General features: G+C 68.1%; 10 protein-coding genes. 6 read left to right on the plus strand and 4 right to left on the minus strand.

The annotated features are described in order from the left end of the window. Positions 1 to 18: 18 nt before the first annotated feature. Complete coding sequence (locus B5X82_RS16040) at positions 19 to 1188, minus strand: cytochrome P450 (protein ID WP_079649187.1); 1170 nt, start codon at positions 1186 to 1188, stop codon at positions 19 to 21. 235 nt (positions 1189 to 1423) lie between these two features. On the opposite strand from B5X82_RS16040, the gene B5X82_RS16045 reads away from it, so the two are divergent. The 3 genes from B5X82_RS16045 (at position 1424) to pldA (ending at position 6398) form a co-directional block, all read left to right on the plus strand. Then, entirely contained in the window at positions 1424 to 2926 is a 1503-nt protein-coding gene (locus B5X82_RS16045) for an aldehyde dehydrogenase (RefSeq protein WP_079649188.1), read from the plus strand. Between the two features lie 189 nt (positions 2927 to 3115). After that, entirely contained in the window at positions 3116 to 5563 is a 2448-nt protein-coding gene (locus tag B5X82_RS16050; RefSeq protein WP_139385118.1) for a TonB-dependent receptor, read from the plus strand. A gap of 40 nt (positions 5564 to 5603) precedes the next feature. After that, a complete protein-coding gene (pldA, locus tag B5X82_RS16055) occupies positions 5604 to 6398 on the plus strand; it encodes a 4-pyridoxolactonase (RefSeq protein WP_079649190.1) in 795 nt (264 codons plus the stop codon). A gap of 58 nt (positions 6399 to 6456) precedes the next feature. Here pldA and B5X82_RS16060 read toward each other — a convergent pair whose 3' ends face one another. Together B5X82_RS16060 and B5X82_RS16065 are read right to left on the minus strand one after the other, a co-directional pair. Next, positions 6457 to 7305, minus strand: a complete 849-nt coding sequence (locus tag B5X82_RS16060; RefSeq protein ID WP_176152588.1) for an SDR family NAD(P)-dependent oxidoreductase — start codon at positions 7303 to 7305, stop codon at positions 6457 to 6459. 148 nt (positions 7306 to 7453) lie between these two features. Further along, the gene (locus B5X82_RS16065) at positions 7454 to 9133 is read right to left on the minus strand and encodes an MFS transporter (protein ID WP_217699583.1); all 1680 of its coding nucleotides are present in this window, start codon (positions 9131 to 9133) and stop codon (positions 7454 to 7456) included. Between the two features lie 184 nt (positions 9134 to 9317). Here B5X82_RS16065 and B5X82_RS16070 point away from each other — a divergent pair, with 184 nt between their 5' ends. Both B5X82_RS16070 and B5X82_RS16075 read left to right on the plus strand, forming a co-directional pair. Next, a complete protein-coding gene (locus B5X82_RS16070) occupies positions 9318 to 10190 on the plus strand; it encodes an SDR family NAD(P)-dependent oxidoreductase (protein ID WP_176152589.1) in 873 nt (290 codons plus the stop codon). Then, on the plus strand, positions 10187 to 11551 hold the full coding sequence (locus B5X82_RS16075; protein ID WP_079649194.1) for an MFS transporter: 1365 nt from the start codon (positions 10187 to 10189) through the stop codon (positions 11549 to 11551). The genes B5X82_RS16070 and B5X82_RS16075 overlap by 4 nt, the downstream gene beginning before the upstream one ends. Before the next feature lie 8 nt (positions 11552 to 11559). On the opposite strand, the gene B5X82_RS16080 is transcribed toward B5X82_RS16075, so the two are convergent. Further along, complete coding sequence (locus B5X82_RS16080; RefSeq protein ID WP_079649195.1) at positions 11560 to 12342, minus strand: DUF2889 domain-containing protein; 783 nt, start codon at positions 12340 to 12342, stop codon at positions 11560 to 11562. 220 nt (positions 12343 to 12562) lie between these two features. Here B5X82_RS16080 and B5X82_RS16085 point away from each other — a divergent pair, with 220 nt between their 5' ends. Next, positions 12563 to 13936, plus strand: a complete 1374-nt coding sequence (locus B5X82_RS16085; RefSeq protein ID WP_079649196.1) for an MmgE/PrpD family protein — start codon at positions 12563 to 12565, stop codon at positions 13934 to 13936. Positions 13937 to 13962: the final 26 nt, after the last annotated feature.

A 13962-nucleotide genomic window follows, 5' to 3' on the forward strand; every position in this document is an offset into this window, starting at 1 on the left:
GCCGTCGCCGAAGGATGGTCAGTTCGCGGCGGGCCAGCGCAGCGGCAGCGCCGAGAGCGTGTTGAGCCGGCCGGAGCGGGCGACCACGCCGTCGGGATCGGCGACCTCGAAGTCGGGAATCCGCTTGAGCCACTCGGTCGTGGCCACGCGCAGTTCCATCCGCGCGAGATGCGAGCCGACGCAGCGATGGCTGCCGACCGCGAAGGCGACGTGGCGCTTGTCCGAACGATCGAAGTCGACCGACAGCGGATCGTCGAAGCGGCGTTCATCGAGCCCGTAGAGGCTGGTCGGCAGCAGGATCATCTCGCCGGGCTCCAGCACCACGCCCTTATATTCGGTACGATGGCGGACGGTGCGCGCGAGATTGGCGATGCCGTGGCGGCGCAATATCTCCTCGATCGCGTCTGGAATCTTCTCCGGATCGCCGGACAGCGCGCGGCGATGGTCAGGGTGCATGGCCAGGAAGCGCGCCGTGAAGCTCAATCCCGCGACCACCGTGTCGAGGCCCGCGAACATGACGTTGGCGCTCAGGCTCAGCAGGTCGTCGCGGCTGATCGGCTCGCCGTTGATCCGGCTGCGCATCAGATGGCTCAGCGCGTCGTCCCCCGGCCGCGCGGCGCGCTCGGCGATCTTGCCGTCGAGATAGTCGATCATCGTGTTGAACGCGCGCGAGATAGCGGCATGGTCGGGGCTGCGCGCGATCGCATCGACATGCGGGGCGAGCAGCTTATGGTCCTCCAGCGGCAGGTCCATCATCGACAGGAAGATGGCGATCGGCAGCTTGGCGGCGAAATCGGCGACATAGTCGCAATGGCCGCGCGGCTTCATCTCCTCGATCAGCCGGATCGACATCGTCCGGGCCTTCTCCTCGAGCAGGCCGATCGCCTTGGGGGAGAAGAGCGGCATGATCGCCTTGCGGAAATCGAGATGCTCGGCGCCGTCGCGTTCGGCCGGCGCGAATTTGCGTTCGCGCTCCTCCTCCTTCGGGATCGCGACGAACTCGGTGCAGAAGCGTTCGTCGTCGCGGTAGATGTCGTAGATGTCCTCGGCGCGGGTGACGACCCAATGGCCGCCGTTGCGCGGCGTCCAGAACATGTCCGGTCCTTCATGCAAGGTCTTCCAGCCGAGCTGGATGTCGCCGCCTACGGGTTTCACGGCATAATAGTCGAAATCGACCTGCGCGCGCATCGTTGCTTCCTCTTCCCATTGCTTGCGCCGCCTGAGCGGTCTGCGATCGCCAACCGGGCAGATCGATGCCAGCCCCGGGCGCGCGTGCCAAGGAACCGGTTTGGCGGCAGTCTTGGCGATTTCTCCCAAGTGAAGCAGAATCGATCCGGTGCGGCTCGTGCCGGCATTTAATACCACGTCCGTACCGACGGCCGCATCGCGCGCCGCGGATCGTCATCCCGAAAGGTCTAACCCCATGAGCGAGCTGCCCCATTTCGACGCCTGGATAGGGGGGCGCGCCGTGCCCGCGGCGAGCGGAGCGACCTTCTCCTCGGACAATCCCTTCGACGAGGCCGACTGGTGCACGGTCGCACGGTGCGACGCGCGCGACATCGACGCCGCGGTCGCCGCCGCGCAGGCGGCACGCCGCCCGTGGCGCGAGATGGGCGGAGCGGGGCGGGGCCGCCGCCTGTTCGACCTCGCCGCGCTGATCGAGCGCGACGCGGAGCGGCTGGCGGCGATCGAGGTCCGCGACAATGGCAAGCTGCTGGCCGAGATGCGCGCCCAGATGCATGCGGTCGCCGGCTGGTACCGCTATTTCGCCGGGTTGGCGGACAAGGTCGAGGGAATGCAGATACCGCTCGACCGTCCGGGGTTGTTGAGCTTCACCCGGCTCGAGCCGCTTGGCGTGGTAGGCCTGATCACGCCGTGGAATTCGCCGCTGCTGCTGCTCGCCAACAAGCTCGCGCCGGCGCTCGCGGCCGGCAACACCGCCGTCGTGAAGCCGTCCGAATTCACCTCCGCCGCGACGATCGAACTCGCCAGGCTCTGTGACGAGGCGGGCTTGCCGGCGGGGACGGTCAACGTCGTGCCCGGCTTCGGCGCGGAGGCGGGCGCCGCCCTGGTCGCGCATCCGGGCGTCGCCAAGCTGGCCTTCACCGGATCCGAGACGGGCGGGCAGCGCATCTATGAGGGCGCGGCGAGCGCGCTCAAGCCGGCGACGCTCGAACTCGGCGGCAAGTCGCCGAACATCGTCTTCGCCGACGCCGACCTGGAGGCGGCGGTGATGGGCGCGGTCACCGGCATCTTCTCGGCGGCGGGGCAGAGCTGCATTGCAGGATCGCGCCTGCTGCTCGAACGATCGATCCACGACCGGTTCGTCGCTGAGCTCGTGGAGGTCGCGAAGCGTGCCCGGCTCGGCGATCCGCTGTCGCCCGATACCAATATCGGGCCGATCGCGACCCGGCCGCAGCTCGACAAGATCCTCGCCTATCTGGAGATCGCCGAGGCCGAAGGGGCGTCCTTCGCGCTCGACGGACGCAAGGCGCCGGGGCTGTCGGAGCTCACCGGACGTTTCGTCGGACCGACCGTGCTCGCCGGCGTGCACAACGGCATGCGTATCGTGCGCGAGGAGGTGTTCGGTCCGGTCCTGTCGGTCATTCCCTTCGATGGCGAGGAGGAGGCGCTGGCGATCGCCAATGACAGCCCCTACGGCCTCGCCGCCGGCCTGTGGACACAGGACGCCGGCCGGGCGTTGCGCCTGGCCGAGCAGGTCGAGGCGGGCACCGTCTGGATCAACACCTATCGGATGGGAGGCCATGCCCTGCCGTTCGGCGGCTACAAGCGCAGCGGGCTCGGCCGCGAGGGCGGGGTCGACGCGATCAGGGATTATCTGCAGGTCAAGACGGTGGTGATGAGCACGCTCCGGCAGGTCAGCGATCCCTATGTGATGCGGACGGCCGAAGCACGCGTGGAATAATAATGGGGAGGCGCGGAAAGCCCGTTTTCCAAGGCTCGGCTGACTGCGGTGATTTGTACCCTAATGGCTGCGGGGCCGAACTCGACGAACGGTGAACGGCCTCTGTAAAACCATCGATGGGCCAAAAGACTAGATAAAGTCGCAGGATGATCCCTGCGGGCCGCAACCTTGGGTAGGGGAATATTCAACATGACGAGAATGCACCCGCATGGATGGGGTCTTTCCGCTTCGCTTTCCGCGCTGGCGCTGGCGATGGTAGCGGCGCCGGCACAGGCGCAGGCTCCGGCGGCGGCCGATGCCGCGACCGGCGCGGACGACGACAGGGGGCTCGCCGACATCGTCGTGACCGCGCAGCGCCGCGAGCAGTCGCTCTCCCGTGTTCCCGTCTCGGTGCAGGCGGTCGGCGCGGCCACCCTCAAGACCCAGGTGATCGAGGATACGCCGTCGCTGGTGAAGGCCTCGCCCTCGGTCGCCTTCACCGGCGGCTTCTCGGCCAATTCGAGCGGCTTCCTGATCCGCGGTATCTCGTCCGCCTCGTCCGAGGGCGGCGTCCAGCAGAGCACCGCGATGGTGATCGACGGCGTGCCGCTGGCGCGCCCCGGCGAATTCCTCGGCGATCTGGGCGATATCGAGCGGGTCGAGATCCTGCGCGGTCCGCAGGGCACGCTGTTCGGCAAGAACGCGACCGCGGGCGTGGTCAGCATCGTCACCCAGCGTCCCACCGACGATTTCCGCGGCTATATCGAGGGCGGCGCCACCACCGACGAGGAATATCTGATCCGCGGCATGATCAACGCGCCGCTCGGCCAGGGGGCCCGCCTGCGCCTGAACGGCTATTATCGCCATCTCGATCCGCTGGTGAAGAACCTCAGCACCGGCGCCGACCAGTACGGGTTCGAGAATTATGGCTTCGCGGCCAAGCTTGACCTCGACCTGTCCGACACGGTCACGGCGAAGCTCAGCGCCGACTATCGCCACGGCTACAGCACTTTCGGCCAGGCGCTGAACATCGTGCCGAGCACCGGCATCGGCGCACAGCAGATCGCCGCGCTCGGCTTCACGCCGACGCCCGGCGTGGTGAAGATGGCGACCGACGGCATCAGCTTCGACCGCAGCCGCGGCTATTCGTTCACCGGCGAGCTGGGTTGGGAGGCGAACGATCGGGTCAAGGTGACGTCGATCACCGGCTATCGCGACTTCCGCGACGACAATCTCAGCGATGTCGACAATACCCCGGCCGGCTTCCTCATCGGCAAGGGTTTCTCGCCCAATCCGACCCGCTATCCGGTGATGTACGTCAGCACCGATACGCCGCGCCAGCCGCAGCGTGTCTCCTATTTCTCGGAGGAGCTGCGCGCCAACTATTCGGACGAGCGGCTCGATGTGGTCGGTGGCTTCTTCTACCAGACGCTGAAGGATCGCGGCGAGGGCGTGACCCCGTTCATCTTCGACGGCGCCTTCGTGCTGCGCAATCCGGCGCTGGCCGGCACCTATTTCTACAATGCGACCTATCTGAACTATCGCATCGACGACGACACCTGGGCGGCATTCGGCGATGTGACGTTCAAGCTCAACGACACGCTCTCGCTGTTCGCGGGCGCGCGCTACACCCATGAATCGATCCAGCTCAAATATGATAATGTGAGCTATTTCGGCGCGGTCGCCGCCAATTATGGCGCGGTGATCCTGCCGGGACCGAACGGCCAGCCGGCGATCGACGTCGCCACCGCCCGGCCCAACCTCGCGCCGACCGGCGCGATCAACTACCAGATCGGCCGCGTGACCAACAATGTCTCGGGCCGCGCCGGCATCCAGTGGCAGCCGACGACCGACTACAACTTCTACTTCTCGTACAATCGCGGCTACAAGGGATCGGCGGCCGACGTGTCGCGCGGCTCGGGCAACCCGACCGCGACCTATTCCCCGCTGCTCGCACCTGAAATCGCGACCAGCTTCGAACTCGGCTCGAAGGGCCGGCTGTTCGATGGCAACGTCCAGTACAGCCTGAACTTCTTCAAGCAGAAGGTGCGCAACCTGCAGCAGGCGGTGGTACAGCTCACCGGTGCCAACGCGACGGTGACGCAGCTCATCAACGCCGGCGCGGTCAAGACCGACGGCGTCGAGTTCGAGGCGCGCGCGCGCGTTGCCGATGGCCTCACCCTCGACGGCGGTTTCGCCTATGCCGATCCACGCTATTCGGGCGGACTGTTCGTGGCCTGCTATCCCGGACAGACGGTGGCGCAGGGCTGCGTCAACAACCGCCAGGCGATGAACGGCAAGCAGACCGTCAACTCCTACAAGTGGCGCTACAATCTCGGCGCGACCTATACGAACGACCTGCCGAACCTGCCGGTCGGCGTGACGATCAACATCGGCTGGCAGTGGTTCGACGACTCGCCCCAGCGCGTCGACACCGATCCGCTCCTGGTCGAACCGTCGCGGGGAATGCTCGATGCATCGATCACCATCGCCGACGATGACCAGCGCTGGTCGCTCCAGATCTACGGCAAGAACCTGACCAACAATTTCTATTATGGTGGCCGGGTCAACGTCGACAATACGATCTCGCGCGTCTCGGGCTACGTCTTCCGCGATTATAAGCGCTATGGCGGCATGAAGTTGACCTACAACTTCTAAGCGATCGATCGCGTGCGACACCGAATGGAAAATAACGACGATGACAAAGACCAAAGTCTATCTTCTCGATTTCGGCTCGCTCGTGATGGACGGCTACATGATGTTCTGGGGAAGGGGCCCCGGCGGCCCCTTCCGCTTTCCCACCTATGGCGTGCTGATCGATCATGCCGAGGGTCGATTCCTGTTCGACACGGGATATGACGGCGGCTTCTTCGCGAAGAATCTTCCGTTCGTGACCATCGACCAGAGCGCACGGCAGACGGTTCCGGGGCAGCTCGACCTGATCGGCCTCCGGCCGCGGGACATCACCCATGTCCTCAACTCGCATTATCATGTCGATCATGTCGGCGGGAACCACCACTGCACCCACGCGACCACCATCTGCCATAAGTGCGAGCTGGAGGCCTATGACGATCCCGAGCCGTGGGAGGCGATGGGCTATTCAGACCGCAGCCTGTCCGGGGCGAGCGGCGCGGACGACGTCTCCGACCGCGCGGACGACATATACACGCCACGCTTCGAACTCATTTCCGGGGATGCCCGGATCGCGAAGGGCGTGACCTTGTTCGAAACGCCGGGACACACGCCCGGCCATTACAGCCTGATGGTCGAACTGGCCGATCGCCGGCCGATGCTGTTCACCGGGGATGCCTGCTACACGCAGCGCAGCCTGGAGGAGAACATCATCGCCAACTCGCACAGCGACGTGAAGCAGTCCTTCGCTTCACTCGAACGGCTGCGCCAGCTCGCCGAGCAACATGACGCCGAGCTGTTCTACTCGCACGATCCGGCGCGTTGGGCGGAGTGGAAGCCGGCGCCCTACCATTATAGCTGAAATCGCCAACCGCCGCGCGGACGTCATCCCGGCGAGGCCGGGATGACGAAACCGTTCCTCAGACTTCGTGCGGGGTCATCTTGTGCTCGGCGGTCGGCCCGTCGGGCCATTGGCGGGTGATCGTGTCGCGTCCTTCCGCGTAACGCTTCTCGATCAGGTCGAGATCCTGCGGATGGGTCCAGATGTAGAAATCCTCGTTCTCGATCCCCGCGGCGACGAGCTGGCCGACCCGCTCGGGGTTCATGCCCAGGTCGAGCATCGCCTGCTGGTTGCGCGGATCGCCCGAGACCTTGCCGCCATATTCGGCCGGCCGGTTGCGTCCGGCATCCCAGATCGAGGTGTTGACGATGCCGGGGCAGAGCACGCCGACGCCGATCGCGGGGCCATATTCGGTACGGAATGCCTCGCTCAGCCCCAGCACCGCATGCTTGGACGCGACATAGGCGGCGATGCCCTTGGTCGGCGCGCCGATCGAATGGTGCGATCCGGTGCTGACGATCCAGGCCGGCCCGCCCTGTTCGCGGAAGCGACGGCCGAACTCGCGCATGCCGTTGAATACGCCGACGACGTTGACGTCGAGCTGCCAGCGGAAATCGGTATCGGAGATATCGAAACCCGGCCCGGTCAGGCAGACCCCGGCGTTGTTGCAGAGGATGTCGATACGGCCCAGTGCCGACCAGCCATGGTCCGCCATCGCGGCGACCGCCGCCGGATCGCGCACATCGGCGGCGAAGGACGAGGACCGAACGCCGCGCGCCGCGACCTCGGCTGCGACGGCCTCCGCCTTGGCGCCTTCGATGTCGACCACCACCACATTTGTCCCGGCGTCGGCGAACGCCAGCGCGATGCCGCGTCCGATACCACTCCCGGCGCCGGTGACGACCGCGCTCTTTCCGGCCAATTTCATGAAGCTCCTCCTCCTTGTCTCGCCGTGGCGATCCGCTGCCGACGGCACCGGACCCCTGCGGGACGCCATCCTACAGGCCGGCTCCGGGGTCCCGTCATTCGAATAGCGCTGGGTTGAGGTACGCCCTTCCCGGAAGCAGGCGGCCCGGTCAGCTGTTGCCTGGTGGCGATACCGGAAGGTCGGGCAGGCGGCGGCCGTGGTCGGGGGCCTCGTCGCGCCAGCGTACCGAGCCGAACGGCCGCTCGAGCATCCGCCGGACGCGCGGCTCGCATTTATCGACCTGGAACTCGGTCGCCCGGTCGCGGATGGCGCGATCCTCGGCGGTGGGGCGGTCGCGGGCGCGCAGATAGTCGTTCCAGGTGGGATAGTGGAAGCGTTCCACCCAGACGCTGGGATCGGCCATGTCGCGGGCGAGCGAGACGTCGAACGCGCCGTTGCGCTCGCGGCTGCGCTTCACCTGCCGCATCACGTCGTAGAAGCGCCGCGCATCCTCGGGCGCTACCGCATATTCGACCTCGATCACCACCGGGCCGCTGCGTCCGGTGATGTCGAGCTTGACCACCGGATCGCTGCCTGGCGGCGGCCCCGCCTCGATCGCGGCACTGACCGGCAACGGCAGCAGATATCCGAGGAAGATACTGCCGAGCATCACCACGCCCGCGATCTGGATCGCGGTCGCGACGTCGATCTGCTGACCGATCTGGCCCCATAGCCAGGCCCCGCCCGCGAGGCCGCCGGCGATCACGGCCTGGAAGGCAGCCAGCGCCCGGCCGCTGACCCAGCGGGGGGAAGAGAGTTGCACCGACACGTTGAGCAGCGATATCGCCACCATCCACGCCCCGCCCGCGCAAAGCATCGCGAGGGCGGTCAGCGGGGTGTGGCGGCTGACCGAGATCAGCAGCAGCGCCAGCCCGAGCAGGAGGCTGCAGCCGCGCACCGTCCATTCGATCGGGAAGCGGGCGCGCAGCCGCGCGGTCGCCAGGCCGAAGCCGACCGCGCCGATCCCGAAGGCGCCGAGCAGCAGGCCATAGGTGCCCGGACCGCCGCCCAATATCTGCCGCGCCACGAACGGGGTCATCGAATAGATCGCCGATGTGCCCATCGCCATGGTGATGGTGCGGCCGATCGCGCGGCGGATCGGTGGTGCGTGGCGGACGTAGCGCAGGCCGGCCAGCATCGCCCGATCGAGCCGCTCCGGCGGCAGGCGCGGCGGCTCGGCCTGCCGTTTCCACAGGTAGAGCGCGATCAGGATCGGCAGGTAGAGCACCGCGTTGAGCGAGAAGGCGACGACCATCCCCGCCGAAGCGACGATGACGCCGCCGATCGCGGGACCGACGCTGCGCGCGGCGTTGTTGGAGAGTGAATAGAGCGCGACCGCCGCCGGCATCGCCTCGGGTCCGACCACTTCCGATGCGGAGGACTGCCAAGCGGGCGAATAGAGGGCGAGGCCGGTGCCGACGATGAAGCAGCACAGCAGGATGACGGCCGGCGAGATCAGCCCGAGCGCGGCGGCCGCCGCCAGCAGCAGCGCGCCCGAGAAGGAGAGGCAGAGCGCGGCGATCGCCACCTTGCGCCGGTCGTACATGTCGGCGATCGCGCCCGCCGCGATCGCGAGCAGCATGATCGGCAGCATCGACGCGGTCTGCACCATCGCGACCAGATGTGGCGCATGGGTGATCTGCAGCATCGTCCAGGCCGCCGCAACGGCCTGGACCTGCTGGCCGAGATTGGAGAACAGGCTGGCCGTCCAGATGCGCCGGAAGGCGCGCTGGCGCAGCGGCGCGCCCATGGCGGATGCCTGCCTGTCCGCGTCCTTCCTTGCCGCCACGCGTCCTTCCCGCCGAGCCCGGGCACCGATGCCCGCGCCTCCGTCTAGAAATAACTGACATATTGTCAACTTGGAGCGGCCGGACCGCTCCGGTCTCGGGATGTTTTCCCCATGGTGGGCCGCCGGCCATCCATTGTGCGCCCCTCCCAGGCTCCATAGGCAGGTGGAAAGACGGGAGAAGGCGATGGCGGAAGGCGATGGACGCGCGAGGGGCGGCCGGTTGGCGGGCCGGGTCGCGCTGGTGACCGGTTGCGGCCGCCTTCAAGGCATCGGCCGCGCGGTCGCGCTCGATCTCGCCGCCGCCGGGGCCGACGTCGCCGTCACGGACCTGCGGGTCGACGGTGTGCGCAACGTCGCCGATACGAGCGAAGCGGAAGCGGCCATCGGCTGGCGCGGCTTGCCCAGCCTGGTCGAGGAGGTGCGGGCGATGGGCCGGCGCGCGGTCGCGCTCACCGGGGACATCAGCGATGAGGCCGACGCCGGGCGCATGGTTGGCGAGGCGATCGCCGCGTTGGGCCGGGTCGACATCCTCGTCAACAATGCCGGTGCCCCGCACGGGTCGGATCGCGGGCCGAGTTGGGAGATTCCCATCGACGCCTTCGATGCGGTGATGCGGATCAACGCGCGCGGCGCCTTCCTGATGAGCCGGGCCGTGATCCGCCACCTGCTCGCGCGCCGCGCCGGGGGCGAGGAGATCGCAGGCCGGATCGTCAACATCGCGTCGGGCGCCGGCAAGCGCGGCGTTCCCGAACGCGCCGCCTATTGCGCGTCGAAATTCGCCGTCGTCGGCCTGACCCAGACGCTGGCGCAGGAACTGGGTGCGATGGATGTCACCGTCAACGCCGTCTGTCCCGGCGCGATCGCCACCGCGCGGGCGGCCTCGCGCGAGAAGCGCAAGGCAGAGGCCGGTGTGGCGTTCGAGTTCATCAAGTCGGCAGTGCCGCGGATCGGCACCGGCCACGACATCGCCCGCGCCGTCACCTTCCTTGCCGAGCCCGAGGCGAGCTTCGTCACTGGCCAATCGATCATGGTCGACGGCGGGATGCTGATGCTGTGAGCGGCGCCGCGCCGATCCCGACCGCGTCTCCGCCCGACAGGCCGGCGGGCACCGACGAGCCGATCTCCGCATCGGCCTGGATCACCCTCACGGTCCTGCTGCTCTTCTACCTGATGTCCTTCGTCGACAAGCAGATGATCGCGCTGCTGGTCAACCCGATGGGCAAGGGGCTCGATCTCCAGGACAGCCAACTCGGCCTGCTCGTCGGCGCGGCGTTCGGTATCTTCTACACGCTCAGCGTGTTTGGTGCGGGCTGGCTGCTCGACCGCTATTCGAAGCGGACGATCTTGTTCGTCGCGGTGCTCGGCTGGTCGCTCGCGGCGGCGGCGACCGGCCTGGCCTGGTCGTTCGAGCAGCTCTTCGTCGCACGGGCGCTGGTCGGGATCGGTGAGGGTTTCCTGCCTCCGGCCTCGCTCGCGCTGATCGCCGCCGTCTTTCCGCGCGGGCGGATCACCATGGCGACGAGCATCTTCTTCGCCGGTTCCAATATCGGATCGGTGCTCGCGCTGCTGGTCGGCGGCAGGGCGATCGCCTGGCTCGACGCGCGAGGCGGAGCGGTGCTGCCCTTCCTCGGTCATCTCGAGGCCTGGCGTGCGGCCTTCGTGCTGTCGGCGCTGCCAGGCATTCCGCTGGCGCTGCTCGCCTTCGCGATCCATCGCGGCGCTTCGCAACCCGTGCCCAGGGCCGTCGCGCGGATCGAGGGCGAGGACGACGGCTATCTCCGTTTCCTGCGCGCGCGTACCCGGCTGCTCGTCTGCCACAACCTGGCTTATGGCTTGATGTCGTCGGCCTGCTACGCCGTGCTGCTCTGGGCGCCAGCCTATCTCGAACGCGGCTTCGGCTGGGGCGCGGACCGCGTCGGCATGGTGCTCGCGATCGGATCGGCCTGCGGCGCCGCCGCCAATATCGGCTGGGGGATGATGAGCGACCGGCTGCTGCGCGGCGGGCGGCGCGACGCCCATTATCGCCTCTACCCCGGCCTCTACATGCTGTGCATCCCGGTGACCGCACTCACCTTCCTGTGGGTGGGACCGGCGGCCTTCCTGCCACTCTACATGATGGTGTCGGTGCTGTTGCTCGGATCGGGCGGGATGACCGCCGCGCTTCAGCTTTCGGCGCCGCCGGGTCTGCGCGCGCGGGTGATGGGCATCCAGACGCTGTCCTCGGGCATCTTCGGGCTAGCACTGGCGCCGACGCTGGTGCCCAGCCTGGCGCAATATGTCTTCCGCGACCGGCAGGCGATCGGCCTGTCGATCGCGGTGGTGGTGGGCGTGTCGCTGCTCGCGACCATCCTGTTGCTCTTCTTCGCGCGCAGGGCGCTGCGCGAGGCCGTGGAGGCACGGGAGGAGGTGGGGCGGTAGCGAAACCCTCAGGGTCGCTCCGCCAGATGCGACAGCATCCCCTCGGCCGAATCCTCATAGTTGAGCGTGCTGCCGAAGTTGCGCAGCCCCTGGTCGCGATTCTCCTCGAGGAAGGTGTAGCATACGCCGCTCTGGCCCCGGTCGCGTGCGGTGGGGTAGAGATCGGGATCGAGCGTGCGGCCGGCGGCGACCATCACCGCGCGGCGCAGCACGGTCGCATCCTCGGCCGCCTCGACGTCCATCGCCTCGGTGCGCTCACGGAACCCCTCGACCAGCGGTTGTCCTGCCCAGTCAGCGGGGCCGGTGATCGCGCGCCGGTCGATCTGCCAGGACAGCACCGGCACGCCGTCGCGCAGCAGGGTCGCGGCGCCGGCGCCCAGCAGCCGGCGATGCCCCTGTTCCCAGGCGGCGATCTCGCGGTCCTCGACCAGCGCCTCGTAGCGGCGATGCGGCCGGCCCGTCGCCGCATGCGCCATCGCCAGCCCGGCGAGGTCGAACATATGGGTGCATTGCCGGCGCATCGGCACCATCCGCCCGATCTCGGTCGAGCGGGCGGCGAGCGCGTGGCCGATCATCCCCTTGAGGCCGGACGTCGCCGCCGGGCAGGTGGTGAAGGGCGCCCGCACCGCCACCGCGCGCACGTCGGTCATCACCCCGTCGCGATGCTCGATCGTCACGCCGAAATGGTGGAAGTCGTCCTCCAGCCAGCCGACCACCGCGCCGTCGGGTTCGCGGCGCAGGTCGATCAGCCGGCGGAGCCGGCCGCCGATGCGGGGGTAGGCGTCGCCCATCTCAGCGGGTCTCGGCGTTGGCTGTGCGGCTCATGGATCAGCTTCATCGGAGGCCGTCGACGGAGCGTCAAGGGCCGCGCCTGTCGCGAAAGGCCCGGAAAACCGGCATTCAGGGCGGAGACGGCTAAAACCCGCCGAACCCATCACGCCGTGGCGGCGGCTGTTCGATATAGATCGAGGCTCGACGGGACATGATAGGACAGGCCGGGGAGAGGGAATCATGACAGTGCATCGACCGATCGCGCGTCCGACGCTGGCCGAACGCCAGGCCGCCTGGATCGAGGCGCTCCGTTATGAGGATATCCCCGAGGAGGTGCGCGCCCGCGCCCGCCTGCTCCTGCTCGACTTCCTCGGCGTCGCGCGGCTCGGCTCGACCCTGCCGCAGGTGGCACCGGCGCGCGCGCTGCTGGAGATCATGGCGACCCTGCCCGAGGCGAGCGTGATCGGCGGCGGCGGCCGGGCGACCGCGGCCTATGCGGCCTATGCCAATGGCACCTTCGGCCATAGCTGCGAATATGACGATGCCCATTTCGACTGCGGCCATCCCGGCGTCTGCGTGATCCCGGCGGCGCTGGCGCTGGCTGAACGGACCGATGCCAGCGGCAGGGACCTGCTCGTCGCGATCGTCGCGGGTTATCAGGCGATGGTCTGGTCGCAGGGGCCGGTGAACCGCCGGACCCTCGACATCGGCTGGCACGGGATGAAGATCGGCGGCGTCTTCGGCGCTGCGGCGGCCACCGCCAAGCTGCTCGGCCTGACTGCGGAGCAGACCGCCAATGCGCTGGCGATCGCCGGCAGCGACGCGTCGGGGACGATGGAATACGACCAGTCGGGCGGCGAGGTGAAGCGCTTCCACGCCGGCATGGCGTCGCGCGCGGGCGTCCAGGCGGCGCTGCTGGCGCAGGCCGGGCTGACCGGCCCGGTGACGATCTTCGAAGGACCGCGCGGCATCCACAACCTGTTCACCGAGCGCCAGCCGAAGGATGCCGAGGGCTATTGGGACGGCAGCTTCCACATTCTGCGCACGATGGTGAAGCTCCATCCGATGGTCGGCACCACCCATGGCGTGCTCGACGCGCTCGGCATGGTGCTCGACCGCCGCCCCGCCCGCGCCGAGGAGATCGAGCGGATCGAATGCGGCATCGTCGATTGGGCGATCCCGCACGGCGCCGCGATCGTCCACCCTCACGACATGCTGAGCGCGCAATTCAGCCTCGCCTTCGCCTGCGCGCTGCGCGTGGCGAAGGGGCGGGTGCTGATCCGGGATCTCGCCGATCCCGCCTGCTGGCGTGACGAGGCGTTGAAGGCGCTCGCCAGCCGGGTGGAGCCGGTCGCGATCGAGGTTCCCGCCGACGCGGTCGAGCTGTGCGGCGGCGTCACCGTCCATTTCAGGGACGGCACGGTCGAGGCAGCATTCCAGCCCGCGCCGCGGGGTTATCCGACCAACCCGGCGGCCGCGGCCGACATCGAGGCGAAATTCCTCAACGTCGTCGACGGGCTGCTGAGCGGCGAGCAGGCACGGCGCGTGGTGGCGATGGCCGCCGACGTCGATGCGCTGCCGACGGTCGGCCCGTTGATCGCGGCGATCGGCTGAGCCAACCAACATCATCTTCTGGAGAA

This window comes from Rhizorhabdus histidinilytica, from assembly GCF_900167915.1.
In the GTDB taxonomy this organism is placed as follows: domain Bacteria; phylum Pseudomonadota; class Alphaproteobacteria; order Sphingomonadales; family Sphingomonadaceae; genus Rhizorhabdus; species Rhizorhabdus histidinilytica.